The 17639-nt window shown below is 34.9% G+C and carries 23 protein-coding genes; 15 read left to right on the forward strand and 8 right to left on the reverse strand.

Going from position 1 to position 17639, the window contains the following annotated elements:
- Positions 1-126: 126 nt before the first annotated feature.
- Complete coding sequence (locus J2Z26_RS10085; protein ID WP_193539380.1) at positions 127-1746, forward strand: ATP-binding protein; 1620 nt, start codon at positions 127-129, stop codon at positions 1744-1746.
- 37 nt (positions 1747-1783) lie between these two features.
- On the opposite strand, the gene J2Z26_RS10090 is transcribed toward J2Z26_RS10085, so the two are convergent.
- Positions 1784-2068, reverse strand: coding sequence for a hypothetical protein (locus tag J2Z26_RS10090; RefSeq protein ID WP_193539378.1), 285 nt, complete (start codon positions 2066-2068; stop codon positions 1784-1786).
- A 15-nt stretch (positions 2069-2083) separates the two neighbouring features.
- Positions 2084-3307: an MFS transporter gene (locus tag J2Z26_RS10095; protein ID WP_193539742.1), complete on the reverse strand. Its 1224-nt coding sequence runs from the start codon at positions 3305-3307 to the stop codon at positions 2084-2086.
- 286 nt (positions 3308-3593) lie between these two features.
- On the opposite strand from J2Z26_RS10095, the gene J2Z26_RS10100 reads away from it, so the two are divergent.
- From J2Z26_RS10100 to cysC, 5 genes are read left to right on the forward strand one after another with little or no spacing between them, the layout of a single operon-like run.
- On the forward strand, positions 3594-4364 hold the full coding sequence (locus tag J2Z26_RS10100) for a phosphosulfolactate synthase (RefSeq protein ID WP_193539376.1): 771 nt from the start codon (positions 3594-3596) through the stop codon (positions 4362-4364).
- Positions 4346-4879, forward strand: coding sequence for a histidine phosphatase family protein (locus J2Z26_RS10105; protein WP_193539374.1), 534 nt, complete (start codon positions 4346-4348; stop codon positions 4877-4879). The genes J2Z26_RS10100 and J2Z26_RS10105 overlap by 19 nt, the downstream gene beginning before the upstream one ends.
- A 33-nt stretch (positions 4880-4912) precedes the next feature.
- On the forward strand, positions 4913-5623 hold the full coding sequence (locus J2Z26_RS10110; protein ID WP_193539372.1) for a phosphoadenylyl-sulfate reductase: 711 nt from the start codon (positions 4913-4915) through the stop codon (positions 5621-5623).
- A gap of 29 nt (positions 5624-5652) precedes the next feature.
- Complete coding sequence (gene sat, locus J2Z26_RS10115; protein ID WP_193539370.1) at positions 5653-6801, forward strand: sulfate adenylyltransferase; 1149 nt, start codon at positions 5653-5655, stop codon at positions 6799-6801.
- Between the two features lie 18 nt (positions 6802-6819).
- Positions 6820-7419, forward strand: coding sequence for an adenylyl-sulfate kinase (gene cysC / locus J2Z26_RS10120; protein WP_193539367.1), 600 nt, complete (start codon positions 6820-6822; stop codon positions 7417-7419).
- 43 nt (positions 7420-7462) lie between these two features.
- Here cysC and J2Z26_RS10125 read toward each other — a convergent pair whose 3' ends face one another.
- The gene (locus J2Z26_RS10125; protein WP_193539365.1) at positions 7463-8083 is read right to left on the reverse strand and encodes a YitT family protein; all 621 of its coding nucleotides are present in this window, start codon (positions 8081-8083) and stop codon (positions 7463-7465) included.
- A 265-nt stretch (positions 8084-8348) separates the two neighbouring features.
- Between J2Z26_RS10125 and J2Z26_RS10130 the strand changes: the two genes are divergently transcribed.
- A complete protein-coding gene (locus J2Z26_RS10130; RefSeq protein ID WP_193539741.1) occupies positions 8349-8900 on the forward strand; it encodes an SCO family protein in 552 nt (183 codons plus the stop codon).
- A 39-nt stretch (positions 8901-8939) separates the two neighbouring features.
- Here the strand turns inward: J2Z26_RS10130 and J2Z26_RS10135 are convergent, their stop codons facing one another.
- Together J2Z26_RS10135 and J2Z26_RS10140 are read right to left on the reverse strand one after the other, a co-directional pair.
- A complete protein-coding gene (locus tag J2Z26_RS10135) occupies positions 8940-9092 on the reverse strand; it encodes a hypothetical protein (protein WP_193539363.1) in 153 nt (50 codons plus the stop codon).
- Positions 9089-10228 (reverse strand): MGDG synthase family glycosyltransferase, encoded by a 1140-nt coding sequence (locus J2Z26_RS10140; protein ID WP_193539361.1) that lies wholly within the window; start codon positions 10226-10228, stop codon positions 9089-9091. The genes J2Z26_RS10135 and J2Z26_RS10140 overlap by 4 nt, the downstream gene beginning before the upstream one ends.
- 190 nt (positions 10229-10418) lie before the next feature.
- Between J2Z26_RS10140 and J2Z26_RS10145 the strand changes: the two genes are divergently transcribed.
- The 4 genes from J2Z26_RS10145 (at position 10419) to J2Z26_RS10160 (ending at position 13422) form a co-directional block, all read left to right on the forward strand.
- Complete coding sequence (locus J2Z26_RS10145) at positions 10419-10973, forward strand: YkoP family protein (RefSeq protein ID WP_193539740.1); 555 nt, start codon at positions 10419-10421, stop codon at positions 10971-10973.
- Positions 10974-11041: 68 nt separating this feature from the next.
- On the forward strand, positions 11042-11917 hold the full coding sequence (locus tag J2Z26_RS10150) for a metallophosphoesterase (RefSeq protein ID WP_193539359.1): 876 nt from the start codon (positions 11042-11044) through the stop codon (positions 11915-11917).
- A gap of 123 nt (positions 11918-12040) precedes the next feature.
- A complete protein-coding gene (locus J2Z26_RS10155; protein WP_193539357.1) occupies positions 12041-12823 on the forward strand; it encodes an SGNH/GDSL hydrolase family protein in 783 nt (260 codons plus the stop codon).
- Between the two features lie 20 nt (positions 12824-12843).
- On the forward strand, positions 12844-13422 hold the full coding sequence (locus tag J2Z26_RS10160; RefSeq protein ID WP_193539355.1) for a YpmS family protein: 579 nt from the start codon (positions 12844-12846) through the stop codon (positions 13420-13422).
- 50 nt (positions 13423-13472) lie between these two features.
- Here J2Z26_RS10160 and J2Z26_RS10165 read toward each other — a convergent pair whose 3' ends face one another.
- Entirely contained in the window at positions 13473-13700 is a 228-nt protein-coding gene (locus J2Z26_RS10165; protein ID WP_227413840.1) for a YozQ family protein, read from the reverse strand.
- Positions 13701-13791: 91 nt separating this feature from the next.
- Positions 13792-14151, reverse strand: a complete 360-nt coding sequence (locus J2Z26_RS10170) for a DUF2512 family protein (protein WP_193539353.1) — start codon at positions 14149-14151, stop codon at positions 13792-13794.
- 154 nt (positions 14152-14305) lie between these two features.
- Between J2Z26_RS10170 and J2Z26_RS10175 the strand changes: the two genes are divergently transcribed.
- The 3 genes from J2Z26_RS10175 to J2Z26_RS10185 all read left to right on the forward strand — a co-directional run bounded on the left by J2Z26_RS10175 (position 14306) and on the right by J2Z26_RS10185 (position 16169).
- A complete protein-coding gene (locus tag J2Z26_RS10175) occupies positions 14306-14437 on the forward strand; it encodes a YjcZ family sporulation protein (protein WP_193539351.1) in 132 nt (43 codons plus the stop codon).
- Between the two features lie 443 nt (positions 14438-14880).
- Positions 14881-15942: a ribosome small subunit-dependent GTPase A gene (gene rsgA / locus J2Z26_RS10180; protein ID WP_193539349.1), complete on the forward strand. Its 1062-nt coding sequence runs from the start codon at positions 14881-14883 to the stop codon at positions 15940-15942.
- A gap of 89 nt (positions 15943-16031) precedes the next feature.
- On the forward strand, positions 16032-16169 hold the full coding sequence (locus J2Z26_RS10185; protein ID WP_193539347.1) for a hypothetical protein: 138 nt from the start codon (positions 16032-16034) through the stop codon (positions 16167-16169).
- A 94-nt stretch (positions 16170-16263) separates the two neighbouring features.
- Here J2Z26_RS10185 and J2Z26_RS10190 read toward each other — a convergent pair whose 3' ends face one another.
- Positions 16264-16515, reverse strand: a complete 252-nt coding sequence (locus J2Z26_RS10190) for a DNA alkylation repair protein (protein ID WP_193539345.1) — start codon at positions 16513-16515, stop codon at positions 16264-16266.
- A gap of 176 nt (positions 16516-16691) precedes the next feature.
- On the opposite strand from J2Z26_RS10190, the gene J2Z26_RS10195 reads away from it, so the two are divergent.
- Positions 16692-17618, forward strand: coding sequence for a glycerophosphodiester phosphodiesterase family protein (locus tag J2Z26_RS10195; RefSeq protein ID WP_193539343.1), 927 nt, complete (start codon positions 16692-16694; stop codon positions 17616-17618).
- Positions 17619-17639: the final 21 nt, after the last annotated feature.

Here is a 17639-nt window from a genome sequence, read left to right on the forward strand (position 1 = left end):
ATTGTACATATGTCATGGGTAGTTAGTCCAAATTAGAATTATAATAGATTTATTGCTAAGAATAGAGGAATTTCCAAAGAATTAGTCGAATTATTAGGAATCAATGTATGACGGTAGGAGTAAAAGATGATAAATCGTATAAAAAACTTAAGTTTTTTTAAAAAGACAATATTATTTACTTCCTGTATCGTTTTGGTGGTTGGGTTGGCAACAGCTGTTATTAGTTTCCATATTCAAAACAATGCGATCACTCAGATTTTATCAGATCAAGCTGTAAGTGTAGCTAACCTATGGAAATCGACGCTTCCTAGGAAGGATGTTATAGCTGCAGCAAATACAACTGATCCAAACCATCCTTCTGTATTACACCTAACATTTTTGATTGATAAAATACATGAAAAGCATTCGATTTATTCACATGCCTATATTTTTGCTTCTGATATTCCTGAGGATCGAAATTTCAAACCAATTGCAATACCTCTTTCATTACTTCAGCAAGGATTTACATATACGGATCACTATATTTCGGGGGATGAATTTTATAATGCGTTTGTCTATACAGTTACAAATAAGACAAGTGTGTATACTGATGTATATAGTGACGATTTCGGGACTTGGATTACAGCATTTTCACCTATTTTCGATGAAAATGGAAATGTAATCGCTGTATTCGGTGTAGACATCGATGCCAGCATTTTACACAATCTGCAAACAGATTTAATGATTTCCTTACTACTATCTTGTATATTCCTCTTTACGATAATATTTATCATACAGGAGTGGGGATTACGTAAGGTTTTATCACCTTTAAACGGATTGATAAAAGGAATACACCAGGTTAGTCTTGGAAACTTTGGAGTTAGATTGGAACAAACAGATGATTCTGAGCTTGGTGAATTGAGTAAGAAGTTTAATGAAATGACAAAACAGCTAGACGTTTTATTCGAGCGAGTGGCGGTAACCTCTGAGCAATTTGGGGATAAATCACAACAGGATTCCAACTTACAGGGAGTTGAAAAAGCTCTTGGAGAAATGGAGAATATTATTAAGCAAAGTAAACTACAAACAGAATTACAAAGAGCCGAAAGAATGAATGCAATTGGCCAGTTAGCGGCTTCAGTTGCCCATGAAATACGGAATCCAATGACAGTTGTAAAAGGTTTCTTGCAGATATTTCATTCAAAAGACGATATGACTAAGGAAGAGAAAGAATATATACAGTTAATGATTGAAGAAATGAACCGTGCAGAGACCATTATAAATGATTATCTTTCATTGGCTAAGCCGGACCTTGAATCCGCAACTGTTATGAATTGTACGGAAATCCTTCAAAATGTGACTGAACTTATAAGCTCGTACGCACTTTTAAATAATAACATCACAGTAAATATGGAATGTAAAGGCACCTATTATAGTAAAGGAAATACCTCTGAGTTAAAGCAAGTACTCTTAAATATCATGAAAAATGCAGTTGAGGCAATGAAAACGGAAGGTGTATTATCTGTTAAGGTTTTTGCTGATGATGAATATGTACACTATGAAATTAAAGACACAGGTATTGGAATGACTCCAGAGGAATTAAAGCGCTTAGGTACCCCATTTTATTCCCTAAAAGAAAAGGGCACTGGAATAGGGCTCATGGTCTGTTATCAAATCATTGAACGAATGAAGGGGAAGATTACTGTTGAAAGTGAAAAAGGCAAAGGATCTACCTTCACAATAAAAATTCCATTGTACGTCGAATGAGTGAGAAGAACACCTTGCAAATAGCAAGGTGTTCTCTTTAGTTTTTAGGCTTTTCTAACTTAATGTCAATCTTTTTCCCAGCCACTGACAAGTATGAATATACATCAAGGTCAGACTTTGCCTTTGACATTCCTTGTATGAAGTGAGTTACAAGGTCTTTGTAGTCTTCACTTACACCTTCTTCTTCACAATGGCCATATACATACATCTTTTTCTCATCGAATAAAAAGGCAACATATCCAACAGCTTTATCTTTTAGGTCAACGATATTAAGTACCTGACATTCAGGTGTAACTAATTCTGGTGAGAAAAATATTTGCATTACACTCTCTCCTTTTTACGTAAATTGTACCTTTTCAAATAAAGAATTGTCTGTTGCTTCACTTGGCTCTTCTTTCTTAACCTTGATCATTACCATACACAGAAGGCCTACAAGCAATGTTAATCCTGCAGTAATTAAAAACATTCCACTACGGGACCATGACATGAGTGCTCCATAAATTGGTGGTCCGATGGCAACTCCTAAAAAACGAACCGAACCATAAAGAGAAGTTACAAATCCTCTTCGTTCCGAAGATACTGATCCTGTAATCAAACTATTTATACATGGAAGGACAAGACCTGTACCTAAACTGCTGAGGACAAGTATAGCTATAAATGGTACTAGACTTTCAAAGAAAACTAGGGTGGAGAAAGAAATTGTCATTAAGAGTAATCCAAGTACAATCAACTTCTTCATAAGGGGTAGTTTTTTTCCAATTTTGCTACCGGTTATGTATGAAGTTGTTGTCATCACAAGAAGAGGGATTGCAAGTATTAAACCTTTTAAAACGCCATCCGTATTATATGTTGTTTCTAAAACATCAGAGAGATAAAATAAAATCCCAAATAAAGTAAATAAGCAGGTAGCACCTGCAAGATAAGCGGTGAAAAGCCATCGCCCTTCATGCTTAAACACAGTTAAGAGTCCCTTAGCATATTGACCAACAGGAGGTGGCTCTTTTTTCTGTTTTTTTTCTTTTACGAAAAAAATAGTTAGTAGGATTGAAATTAGACAAAAAATAGGGAATGCAAAAAACGCAGCATACCAAATGAGTATAGCAAGTAAAGAACCAATAATCGGTGAAACAACTTTACCAAAGCCATTAGAAGCCTCAACGAGACCTAAGACCTTACTTTGTTCACCGCCTTTAAATAAATCCCCTGTTAAAGCCATTGCAATTGGCGCTGTTCCAGCTGCACCAATTCCTTGCATGATACGGCCAGCTAAAATCCAAGTATATGAGTTATCAAACCAAGCTGCTGCCGCACCGGCTAATAATCCACCAAGCCCGTAAATTGTTAAAGCTGGTATGATGATCGCTTTTCTTGAAAAACGGTCGGATAGATAGCCAAGAACTGGTATAGAAACAGCTGCTGCAATAGAAAAGGCTGTGATAACTAAGCTAACTTGAAATTGTGTTATGTCCAATTCTTTGGTCATTTGAGGCAGTATTGGTATTAACATGGAGTTCCCGAGTACAAGAATGAGTGGAATGGATCCAATTGCAACGATGGTCATTCCTTTGTTTTTTTTACTGGACAAGTATCAAACAACTCCTTACCTAAGCTGATTATCCAGAATTCATCATTCTAGAGGATACAATGTGCTTTGCCCCTTATTACTAAGTAACTACTTTTTATATTGTTTGAAAGATGAAAAATCAATATACGTACCATATATTTCTTTTTAGATTGTGAGACAAGAAAAAGTGATTAATAAAAAGGCTAAAAAGCCCATTATTTACACCATTTGCCTATCTGTGAATAATATAGCAACTGTAAAGTGAAGGAGGCGTTTATCCCTAATGGATTTTTTATCATTACCTCAAAGAACAACAGGTCAACGTGAGTATGGGCTTACATCAATAGCTGACTTTGGTACACCACTTAACCAACTCGAAGGAATTTTAAAAGATTATCACCAGTTTGTTGATATAGCTAAAATTGGCATTGGATCTGCTTATGTTACTCCAAACCTTAGTGAAAAAATCAATTTATATAAAAGATATAAAATTAATGTTTATTTTGGTGGAACTTTATTTGAAAAATGTTATTTTCAAGGAAAAATCACAAACTATATAAACTGGTTAAAAGAATTGGGGATTAACTGGATTGAAGTATCAAATGGAACGATTGATATTCCTCTAAAAGAAAGATTAGAGGTAATTTCAATGGTCAAAGACGAATTTACAGTATTAGGAGAAGTGGGTTCAAAGGATGCAGAAAGTGAAATGCCTCTTGAACAATGGAAGGAAGAACTTCATTTACTTATCGAAGCTGGCTGTAAATACGTTATAACAGAGGGAAGAGATTCTGGAACGTCGGGAATTTATAGCAAAGATGGAGCTATAAAAACAGATTTAATCAGAGAAATGGTTGAGGGCCTCGATGTAAATAAACTAATTTTTGAAGCGCCAACACCAAAGAATCAAATGTTTTTTATTAATCAATTTGGTTCAAACGTCAACTTAGGAAATGTGAAACTAAATGACTTACTGGTTTTGGAATCGCAAAGACGTGGTTTAAGAAGTGAAACATTTTTCTTGGAGGAAAAGGAATGCAACTTGCCATTATAAGACACTTGCCGACATCTTGGAATAAAGCAGGTCTTCTACAGGGGAGTAAAGATATCGAAATCGATGATGTTTCAGTAGAGGATAAGGCAAAGATTGATGAAAATAAAGCCTCTATACTCAATTATCAACCTTATGATCTTATACTTACAAGCTCATTAAAACGGACCAAGCAAACGGCACACGTGTATGGATATTTCGATATGAAGGAAGAGCCCTTACTCAATGAATTAAACTTTGGGGTCTATGAAGGGAAAGAAAAAAGCTTACTCATTAAAGAGAATGAAGATCTTTGGGTCAATGCCCCTACATCCTTGACTTTGGGGGAACCTTTACTTGCATTAGAGGAGCGGGTAAAAAAGTTTGTTGAAAAATATAAGGAATACCCTAAGGTCTTAGCATTTGGCCATGGTTCATGGATTAGAGCAGCAATTTCTATTCAAAAAACAGGATCAATTGCCTTAATGAATAAAGTGGTCGTAAAGAATAATGATTTTATATTAGTAGGATTTGATTAAATTGAGGAAAGATCCCAGACAGGGGTGAGAGGATTGTCAACGAAAGTAACGTATCATACCTGGGATGATAACGAGGTTAAACGTGTAGAACGAGAATTAAAGGATTATTTTAGTGTAATAAAGTGGGCGTATCAAACGTACGGTGAAGATGTTGTATATGCATGTAGTTTTGGTGCAGAAGGAGTTGTATTAGTCGATTTAATTCACAGGGTTAAAAAAGATGCAAACATTACTTTTCTAGACACCGGTTTACATTTTAAAGAGACCTACGAACTTATCGAACAGATGAGAGAAAAATATCCTTCTCTAAGAATTGAGTTAAAAGAACCAAATTTAACACTGGATGAGCAGAAAGATAAACATGGTGAAGAGTTATGGAAAACAAACCCTAATCTTTGCTGTCAAATCCGGAAAATAGAACCATTAACGGAAGCCTTATCAGGCGTAACAGCATGGATTTCTGGACTACGCAGAGAACAATCTCCTACAAGAAGTCATGTAAATTACATTAACAAAGATGAAAAGTTTAAATCGATAAAAATTTGTCCACTCATTCACTGGACTTGGGAAGATGTTTGGAATTACATCAAGTTAAATCAACTTCCATATAATGAGCTTCATGACCGGAATTATCCTAGTATTGGCTGCTATCCATGTACATTTGAGGTAAAAGGAAATGAAAATTTAAGAGCTGGACGCTGGGCTAATTCAACTAAAACCGAGTGTGGTTTACATCAAAACTAAGATTAATAGACATATAGGAGGAAATAGAAGTGACAGTTAGTAAACCACATGGTGGTAAATTAATAAATTTAGTTAATGAAACGATGCCAGTGGACGATAATGTAACTGAAATTGAACTAGACAATATGGCTTTAAGTGATTTGGAACTGATCGCAATTGGTGCATACAGTCCCTTAACAGGCTTTCTTGGAAAAAAGGATTATGAGAATGTCCTACATCAAATGAGGCTTTCAACAGGCGAACCATGGTCAATACCGATTACGTTAGCTGTTAATGAATCCTTAGCTGAGCAATTAATCATAGGAGAAAAAGTAAAGCTTGTAAAAGATTCAGTAACCTATGGTGTGATTAAAGTTGCAGAGATTTTTTATCCAAATAAAGAGATAGAAGCATTTAAGGTGTATAAGACAAATGATCGCGAACATCCAGGAGTAGCTAACCTTTTTAAACGTCCAAATGTATATATTGCTGGACCTATAACTTTAATAAAGCGTCCTGAGAAAAAAGACTTTACTAATTATTATTTAGATCCAGTTGAGACAAGAGCACTTTTTGAAAGACTTGGTTGGAATACAATTGTTGGTTTTCAAACAAGAAATCCTGTCCACCGTGCTCACGAATATATTCAAAAGACAGCACTTGAAATGGTGGATGGATTGTTCCTAAATCCTCTAGTTGGGGAAACAAAATCAGATGATATCCCAAGTGATATACGAATGGAAAGCTATAAAGTGCTTTTAGAAAAATATTATCCAAAAAATCGTGTGCTTCTAGCTGTTTTTCCTGCAGCGATGAGATATGCTGGTCCACGAGAGGCTGTCTTTCATGCAATTGTAAGGAAAAATTATGGCTGTACTCATTTTATTGTCGGACGTGATCATGCAGGTGTCGGCAACTATTATGGTACGTATGATGCACAGAAAATTTTCAGTCATTTCACAAGCGAGGAACTGGGCATTCAAACATTGTTTTTTGAACACAGTTTCTACTGCAAAAAATGTGGGAATATGGCCTCAGAAAAAACATGCCCACATGACAAGGAAAATCATGTGATACTATCAGGAACAAAAGTAAGACAAATGTTAAAACAAGGTCAAAAACCACCTAAGGAATTCAGTCGACCTGAAGTTGTTGAGGTGTTAATTAAAGGCCTACAAGGTACGTTTACAAAGATTTAAAAAGGGTGGTTAGTTAAAGTGGGGAAACATCCTTATATCGTTTGGCATAAGTCGTTTATAACAAAAGCAGATCGACAAGACAAAAACAATCATAAAAGCTGTGTTCTTTGGTTTACAGGGCTTTCTGGATCTGGAAAATCCTCATTAGCTAATGCCTTAGATAAAAAACTACATTCACTAGGTATACAAAGCTATGTGTTAGATGGAGACAATATCCGTCATGGTCTGAATAAGGGACTTGGGTTCAGTAAAGAGGATCGAAAAGAAAACATTCGTCGAATTGGTGAGGTTTCAAAGCTATTTGTAGACAGTGGAACGATTGTTTCAACAGCTTTTATTTCTCCGTTTCGTGAAGACAGGTGTTCAGTTAGAGAGCTGTTTCCAGAAGGGGAATTTATTGAAATCTATGTTAGATGTCCATTGGAAATATGTGAAGGACGTGATCCAAAAGGACTTTATAAAAAAGCAAGGTCTGGAGAAATTAAGGATTTTACTGGAATTAGTTCACCTTATGAAGAACCTGTAAATCCAGAATTAATTATTGAAACGAATAGTAAATCACTGACAAAATCAGTCGATATTATCGTTGATTACCTACAAAGTAATAAAATAATTTAAGGTAACATAACAAAGACCGTGTATTAAATATCCACAGTCTTTGTTATTTTTTTCTCCACCCTAATTCAGTTGAATAAGTATAAGGAATTTTAAAATGATAGATAAAATCAATGATATTGGTTGAGATGGTTTGGCATAGAATCGCAAAGATTACAATTGTCCAGTCAATCACAGTTGCGGTTAGGAGGAAAATGAAAAAATTAATCCATAGCATCACTCGTCCTGGAGAAGTACCTTTCATTTTAGCAATCATTAATGCTGGAATAACCATTCCACCACTAGAAGCCCCATTGCGTATAAGCAAACCAACTCCGATACCAAAAATAATACCACCACTTAATAAATCAACCCAAAAATAATTCGTAGATAACTCCATATGTTCTGAAGCAAGGCTAACTGTTACAGATGTGATGGTAACAGAAAGCATTGTTCGAATGGTCCATGTATATCCAAAATACTTTAAGGCCAAAACCAAAAAAGCAAAGTTAACAAACCAGAGGGCTAGTCCTAAAGGAAGTTGCAACCAATGGTTAATTAAGATAGCTAAGCCTGCAGCTCCACCAGAAGGTATATTATGAGGAAAAAGAAATAATGACATCGCTAACCCTTGGAGGATTGCGCCTGAGAATATTAAAGTATACGAAACTAGTACTCTTTTAGACATAGGTAGGGTCGCCCTTCTCTCTGTTACAGTGGATATTTGGTTTGTTTCTATCAGTCACAATCATAACAAACATGATTCAAACCCCCATAACTATTGGACAACTCATTACTTCTTGTCCATTCTATGATTATAATCTTAAGATTATGATTTGAGAAACTGAAAATGTGCTTGGTTATCTTTTTTCTTTCTTCTTGTCTTTTTTTTTGGTAAAATGCTCATGAATTCATAAGAGTAAAGGAGACAAATTGTGAGAAAAAGTGGCTTAATGATCCTAATAGGATTTTTACTGTTTTTAACGGCATGTGGATATGAGATAGAAAATCCTCATAATTGGGAAGTACAGGAATTTAAGTATATAAATCAAGATGGCAAAGAAGTAGCTCTTGAGAGTTTAAAAGGAAAGGTGTGGTTAGCGAACTTTATTTTCACAAATTGTGATACGGTTTGCCCACCGATGACTGCTAATATGGCTAAGATTCAAGGGCTATTACATGAAGAAGGAATAGAAAATGTGGAGATTGTTTCATTTACTGTTGACCCTGAAGTTGATACTCCGGATGTGTTAAAGGAGTTTGCCGGGAAGTTCGATGCTGACTTTTCTAATTGGCACTTTCTAACTGGCTATTCTCAAGATGAAATTGAAACTTTTGCGAGAGAAAGCTTTAAATCATTAGTTCAAAAGATAAAGGGAGAGCCTCAGGTTGGCCATGGGACTTCTTTTTATGTTGTAGATAAAGAGGGAATCATTAAACAAAGCTATAGCGGGGTTGATGTTCCTTTTGAACAGATTATTAAAGATGTTAAATCGTTGAATTAGAGTCTAACCAAAAAAAGGATCTCTTTTGGAGGTCCTTTTTTAGTCTTCTGTTGCTCCGTCTTCTACGATTGTGGCGAGTTCTTTCCAGAAGAGATCTTTTGCATTGTAAGTGTGACAGTCATCTAGCATTAAGAAATCTAGTTCTTCGGGTATTTGTGAGACATCGTTTTCCTTTTCTTTAGAGTTTGTCATTGGGCATTTCTCTTCCTTTCGGTTTCTTGTATTATTCGATCTAAAATAACGGCTGCAGGTTCATGGTGGAAATCACCGTGATATTGTTCTAGCGAAGAGTGATATTGCTCTAAATTTTTCTCTGATCTGTAGGTAGATAGTAAATGTTGTTCAAGATCTTCGTATAGCTCCCAGTCAGTTAATGGGAAAACAACTCCCAATTTGTTTAGTTCATTTAGATTAATCTCTTCCTGGCCAGGGAGAGCATGATACACAAAAATAGGCACTCTCTTCTGAAGGCATTCACTTACCGTGACACCGCCAGGCTTCGTAATTATAAAATCGGACTGACAATATATAGTATCCATTTCTTCCCGAGAGCTTATGTAAGGAAGCGGATGGATGTACTTACAACTTTGGTTTTTTAGCTGGTTATAAAGTTTCGTATTTTTCCCACACAAAATATGATAGATAATCTGTCCTGTTGGTTTTAATTTATTTATAAGCCGATCAATGACTCCGACGCCTAAACTGCCCCCCATAATCGTACATTGTAGCTGTGGTTTAGAGGGAATAGACCTAGAGTGAGTTTGTTGGAGAATTTTACGATGCAGAGGAATCCCGGTGACATAAATTTGATTTTCGGTAATGCCCCGAGTTATCAAGTCATTTTTCATATTCCGATTAGAAACAAAGTGATAGTCTATATAATTTGTTCCCCAGAAGCTATGAACAAAAAAATCGGTATAAACATTGACAATAGGTACTGAAGTAAAGCCTCTTTTTTTTAATTGGTTCAACATATAAGAAGGCAGTGCATGTGAGCAAACGACGATATCAGGTTTCGTTTCTAACAGGATCTTTTTAATAAAATGAATAAATAACAGTTCATAAAGTTTGTAATTTTTATTAATGGATGCCCCACTATAAACAGAACTCTTATAAAGCCAACTGTAAGTTGAAGGGAAATGGTGTATCCATTTTAAATATATCCCCGATATAAGGGACTCTAGCTTTCCGTACCCATAATGAAGCACATCAATTTTATCAAAAACCAAACCTGAATAATTAACCTCTAAGTCCTCCCTCAAAGCATCTACCACTTGGTGGTGACCGGAAGGTATCTGTAAAAAAGGCAAAAATAAGACCTTTTTCATAAGTAGACTCCTTTGCAATACATAGTTACCTTAGTTTGAATTGTTCATGAAGGATTTATTCAGAAATAGCTAGGTTAACGTACGCCAAAATAAAACCTTTAATTCCCAATAATATTATTGGTAAGAAAATCAAAAAATTTAACTATAAGTATCCTTCATGCAAAGGAGAGTGATCCTTCATATGTTGAAGATGAGATTATATTTTTTATCAATATGGTCTATCCTAGACCCAATTTACTACTTATTTACCCGATTAATTTACTTAGAAGACACGAATCAACAACGAAATATATTCCGTGTAAGACTTACTCGCTATAAAGGTAAAGAAGTAAACCTGAAGGATGGCACTATCATTAAGAAAAATGATCTTTTAATAAAGATTCATTTACATAATGTTCGGTTATTGAAAGACATGAATAGTGTGGAAAGTGATACAAGAAGGGGAAGAATCATTTATAAACATGTCTTAAATGGAATGCCAAGCCTAGCAGACCATATACAATCTCATTCAAGGAGTGAGGAGATAAAGGGTATAGTTGGTATTACGATGTTGCATAAAGGGTGTAGTCGACTCGGATTTGAGACATTTGAAATTAAAAATCCGCTATATCGTTTTATAAAGCAATTTGTATTTATACCAATGTATTGTTTATCAGTTTCACAAATAAATACACAAAGCCTCAGAAGACCTCCGAAGTATCTTTTTATGTCAAAAGAAGCTCTTTTAAATCTATATAAACGTTAACTAACTAGTTATTACCAGTTACTTTTCTCCTTCTTTTTACTATAATTGTAAAAGAAGGAGGAGATACTATGTCTTTTTTCTTAATTGCGATCTTAATAATCGTATTAGCTATCGGAATTTACCGAGCGAATAAAAACACCCACAACGTGGTGATGAATAGAATAGATGTTAATGCTTCTATGAACAAAATCGACAACCCTAATTCCCCTACTTTAAATATACTTCACTTATCTGATATCCATTTGGAGAATCTCTCAATTTCACCAGACACTTTATATCAAAAATTAAAGGATGAAAAAATTGATTTAATTGCACTTACAGGTGACTTTTTAGATCGTAAACGTAGCATACCTAAACTAGTTCCATATCTTCAAGTGCTTAATAAGTTACAGGTAGAGCATGGGATGTATGCTATATTTGGTAATCATGATTATGTTTTAAAGAATGAGAGATTTGAAGAATTGAGGAAAACATTAGAAGACAATGGCTGTATAACAATGCAAAATGAGAATGCTTCGATTCTAATTGAAGGCAATAAACTTAACATTATTGGAATTGATGATTTTAGTACAAAACGTAGTGACATAGAAAAGTCGTATAAAAATATTAAGGGTGGTTACAATTTAGTGTTAACACATGACCCAAATATTGTTCTGCATATGGATAACTACCATTTTGACTATTTATTATCTGGACATTTTCATGGTGGTCAGATCCATTGGCCAAGGCCATATCATCTTGCAAAAATGGGTAAATTAGCTCGGTTGAATATTATTAAAGGCTTTCATGAGCGTAATGGGAAGCCGTATTATATTAGTGAAGGTCTTGGGCAAACAGGTGTGAATATCCGTGTGGGCTCATTACCTGAAATTACGATTCATAAAGTAAATATTACATGTAATGACCAAATAGTTGTTCATACAGAGATGAAAAGGGCACAGTAATGTGTCCTTTTTGACTTTTTAGATAATTGTCCTCATGATTTCATTAAAGTTGAATATGCTATAATACTAAAAAAATCTAAAATCTGATTTGATAGAATTAGTGATTAGTAGGTGATCAAAGTAATGTATAAACTACTTCTAGTATTCTGTGTAGTGCTACTAACTTCATGCTCTATACTAAGTCCTGTAAGTAATCAATCTTCACAACGACAACTAGTTTTTGTTCCTTTAAAACAATCTATTCCTGAGTCATTTATACCCAGGGACTATTCCATTGTAGCCTTTGGGGATTCCCTAACAGAGGGCTTTGGTGATACGACCAATAACGGTGGATATGTGACCTTGTTAGAAAAGATGCTCCTTGAGAATAAAGGCATAAAAAATATTAATATGAAAAACCTTGGTATTAATGGGAATACAACTGGACATCTTTTGGCAAGACTGGAATTAAGTGAAGTACAACAACCATTAAAAAATGCAGATATTGTTATTATTACTGTTGGTGGAAATGACTTAATGAAGGTTGCTATGGAGAACTTTTTAGCGCTAGATTTTGATGTGTTTCGAGATGAGAAAGGTCCATATGAAGAACGTCTGAAAACGATCATAGAGAATATTCGTACTATTAATGGAGATATTCACATTATGTTGGTTGGCCTCTATAATCCATTTGATGTTTTGTTAGGTGATTTACCTGAAGTTGATACTGTCATAGAGGAATGGAATGATGGAAGTCAAAACTTGCTTAGTAAGTATCCAAACACGACGTTTGTAGCAGTGAATGATATCTTTAAAAACAGTGATGTTAATTTATTATATACGGATGATTTTCACCCGAACTCAATAGGGTATCAACGTATGGCGGATAGAATTTACCAAACGTTTATCGAGAAGTTCAGTCAATAAGCAGGGTAAGGGAGTAGATTATGGGAAAGTGGAAGGGATTGTTTTTTGGATTACTGGCGCTAAATGTAGTCATTGTTATTGTAATAGTAACAGCACTCTTTAAAGTACCAACGGAGGAGCGTGACAATCCGTTTACACCTTTAGATCAATCAGGTGTTGAGTTAAAAGTGGTTAGTAGTAAAGGGGAATTAACGAAAGTAATTAACAATTATTTAGAAAAGGAATCAAAAAATAATCCTCTAGATTATGAGATTATACTAGATGAAGAAGTCTTATTAATTGGATCAATTACAGCGTTTAATCGGAAACTACATCTAGAAATGAAGTTTAATCCAATCGTTACTCCAGAAGGTGACCTTATTCTAGAACAGGAAACCATTTCAATCGGTCAATTGATGTTACCTGTTCCATTTGTCCTAACGTACATAAAGGAAAACTATATCCTGCCTGAATGGGTAGTGATTGATCCAAAAGAAGAATTGATTTATGTCTCTGTAACACAAATGGATATGAAAAGTGATGTTGATGTAAAAGTAGATACGTTTGATTTAGAAGAAGATAATATAACCTTTAAACTTATTGTACCGTTAACTAAATAAAACAAGAAAATCACTTGATGCACAAAATGCACAAGTGATTTTTTAGTTAGTTATTTATCTCCATCATAGCCAGTACGTGGAATTTCAATATCTTTTCCATTTACATCATCAATTTTTGCGTCAATTGTACCTTCCGTCAACGTGTCGCTTGTTTGTTCATGAGTGATTGCAAGTCCCTGTGCTTCAAGTGAATTACTTTGATAATCAGATGGATCATATGTTTTACCTGCAATTTTTAAGTTTTCATTTTGAGGAATTTCATGATTGTTTTTTGTCAAAATAAAGGCCTCCTACCCATTTATTTCTTATGCATTTATTAATCTCAACTTTAGTGGGTTGTCGTATGTGAAGAATTTTCTTCCAAAAAAGTTAGGCCATTGATGTTTTTCTTGTTTTTCCGGATTTCACTAAATAAGAATGAGTAAAATGTTCTGTCACAGCTAATAGAAAACCAATAATGAGAGCACCAAACAGAGTTGCAGATGCTGTTGTGAAAAGATTTGTAACGAAATATACAATAATGACTGAAGCAACAAAATCCATTAATGTACTAAACCAAACACGACCCTCTTTTAAAAATAAATACTCCATCGCTACCCCAGCTACAGCTAAAATCAAACCGACAATAATAGGTTGTATAAAGTTTGCGTAGTGGACATTTGCAAGGAATGAAGCTGATAAAGCCACAACTAAAGGACAAATAATGATTTTCATTAATAAACTTGTCATCTTTCTTACCTCCTTATTGCTAAAATTTCCAACTAGAATTGAACTTATGTTTGGCAAAAATTTGGATTTTTATTAACTCTCTAGGCATATGCCTTTTCGAAACAGTGGGGGTTTGCATATGGTAGAACTATAGATGTAAAAGGGGGTGGAATGAATGGGTTACGGACACTGTGGCTATGGTTATGGTCCACAAGTTGCTGGTGCTGGTTATGGTACTGGTAGTGGATTTGTGTTAATTGTAGTATTATTTATTTTATTAATCATTGTAGGTGCTTCTTGGTGCTAAAAAAAATGAACTAATCTAGTTTGTTTTATACAGTAAATGATTTTTCATTACTGGTAAACTCCAAGCGTAGTTATGTATGATGCCTTTCCTCCTTCAATAATAAAAGATGGGGCTGTTCCTGTATAAGAGAGCAGCCCCATTTAAAATGTGTATTGGGGAAAAATAAAAAAACTAGCTATTTACATCTTTTAGTAGTTATACTATAATTTTCTTATATTAAATTCGGAAAGTGGGTGATGTGTTATGAGCAAAAATTTATTAGGAGCTATCGGTAAATTAATTGAATATAACACCACCCATCCTTTTTCTCTGTAATATCTATCTGGGATTTGTGATGGGTTGGATACAACTCAGATCATAGTTATTAATTCTTTTAAGAAAAAGACTGCTGATCAGTCTTTTTTATTTTGTCTAATTTTAAGAATCCCTAGGAGGAATAGGAATTGAATTTACAAACATTAGGTTGGAATGAGTATTTTAATAATGAATTTACAAAATATACAGAGCAAGGTTACTCTGTAGGAAGAATCGGATTAGAGCATAAAAGAATGTATCGGATTTTCACTGAAAATGGTGAGTTACTTGGAGAGGTATCCGGGAAACTACGTCACAACTCCATTTCTAGAGAAGACTACCCAGCTGTTGGGGATTGGGTTCTAATCTCACCAAGATATGAAGAAGGTAAAGCTACAATACATGGAATCTTACCTAGATTCAGTAAGTTCTCAAGGAAGGCCGCTGGGATGACTACTGAAGAACAAATTGTCGCAACAAATGTGAATACGCTGTTTCTAGTTAATGCCTTAAACCAGGATTTTAACTTGCGAAGAATTGAGCGATATTTACTTATGGCTTGGGAGAGTGGCGCAAATCCTGTTATCGTTCTCACTAAGAGTGATCTATGCAATGATGTTGACGAAAAACTAAAACAAATTGAACCAGTGGCCCTTGGAGTGCCAGTTCATGCTGTCAGTGTAAAAGACAACACTGGTATTGACCAATTAGATAAGTACTTGGAAGAAGGTCAAACAGTTGCCTTACTCGGTTCATCAGGAGCAGGAAAATCGACATTAACCAATCGATTAATAGGTATTGAAAAGCAACTGGTGAATGAAATTCGAGAAGGGGATGATCGGGGAAAGCACACGACAACACATCGTGAACTTATTGTTGTTCCGACTGGTGGAATTATCATTGACACCCCTGGTATGAGGGAGCTCCAATTATGGGATGCTGAGGACAGCTTAAGTCATAGCTTTGAGGATATCGAAACATTAGCTGAAAGTTGTTACTACAGAGATTGTACACATGGTAGTGAACCAAAATGTGCGATTGTCGATGCAATTTCAGATGGCATTCTTGATGAGGAGCGATTTAGAAGCTACGTAAAGCTTCAAAAAGAACTAGCCTATCTGGAACGGAAAAATGACAAGAAGGCTCAACTTGAGGAACGAAATAAGTGGAAAAAACTAAGCGGTGATCGAACAAGAGCACATCGCAAATAAGGGAAATAAGAGGCGCTCCGAAATAGGTTCGCCCCTTTTTTGTATATCGTAATTAATTCGTGTAAGACTATTGGCAGGAGGGATGCCAAATGACAAAAAAGCCAAAATTCGATCTGAGCTACGAATCTGATGGTCAAATGGGTAAAGATACAAAGGAAAAATCAAATAATAAAGATAAGAATAAAAATGAAAACATGTTTTTCAATATCACGCCAGATAGTGAATAAGATGAGGGGAATTTACCCTCATCTTTATTAATGTAAAATAATTAGGGAGCTCTATTTTTAAACAGGTGTGATTCACAATAGAATCTTGATACTTCTATTGCAATTTATTGCTTTCAGCACGTTTAATAAATGATCTTTCATCTTCAATTAGCCCGCAAACACCACATTGTACCTTTATCGCTGGACCTTTATAGGGAACGTGAAAAGGATTAAGCATTTCATTTGAATACTCCTCAAGTAAATCCCCAGTTCTAGGATCCATTTTTACCGGCTTTGCATTTTGTTCAATAAGATTAAAGCGTGAGCGATTCGTTTTACAGTTAGGACATAAATATGGAGCAACCATAACATTTCAACCTCCAGTTGTAGTTTGATGAAGTCATAAACTTCATAAATGAACATATCTATATTTCTATATTATCCAAGCTTTAGAAAAAATTTTCATCAAGTGCTTGAAAATGAAATAAAATGAATAGAAAATTGTCATAATAAACCAAACAAAAGCAAACTGAGGGATTATAAATGAAGATAAATAACCTTAGAATACCATCTCATGCTTTCTTTAATCGAGTTGTTATAGTCTTTTTATTGCTAACTATTTTATATGGAACCATACAGTTCATTCCTGTTTCCAAACAATCCAATACGGCCTTCTTAAAGGATGATAGCCAGCCACTAGTAATTGCCCATCGTGGCGGAGCGGGTATTGCACCAGAAAATACGCTATTAGCATTTCGTTTAGCCGAAAAGCTAGGTGTTGATGCCATTGAACTTGATGTGCGAATGACAAAGGATGAAGAGTTAGTTGTTATTCATGATGAAACTGTAGATCGTACGACCAATGGAACGGGATTTGTAAAAGACTACACTCTTGAGGAAATCAAAAAATTAGATGCGGGCTATAAAATTAAAAACGACAACGGTGGGTACCCGTTTAGAAACAGAGGTGTTACTATACCAAGTCTCGAAGAAGTGTTTACGCATAGTAATGGAACCCCTCTTGTGATTGAATTAAAGGATCCTACTAAAAAGATTGAGAAGAAAATTATAAAATTGATAAAAAAATATGATATGAAAAATAAGGTGATTGTTGGTTCATTTAACGATAAAAGTTTGAAAAGATTTGTATCAACATCAAAAGGAAACATTCCTGTGGGAACAGGAGTAGAAACAATAAGGCAATTTGTTATTTTACATAAGGTGGGATTAGACAGACTTGTTAACTTAGAACGCCATGCTGTTCAGATTCCCATTAAGGTCGGAAAAATCGACCTAGCAACCGAACGCTTAATAAAGACAATCAAGGAAAGAAATATCGCTATCCATTACTGGACTATCAATGATGAAAAAACGATGAAAAAGCTAATCGAGCTAAATGTGGATGGTATTATTACGGACTATCCTAATCGATTAATTAACCTCTTAGAAAAGGGGAACGGTGAAATATAAGCAAGTTAATTTGGTGTTTAT

It is taken from the genome of Cytobacillus luteolus (genome assembly GCF_017873715.1).
Lineage (GTDB): Bacteria > Bacillota > Bacilli > Bacillales > Bacillaceae_L > Bacillus_BV > Bacillus_BV luteola.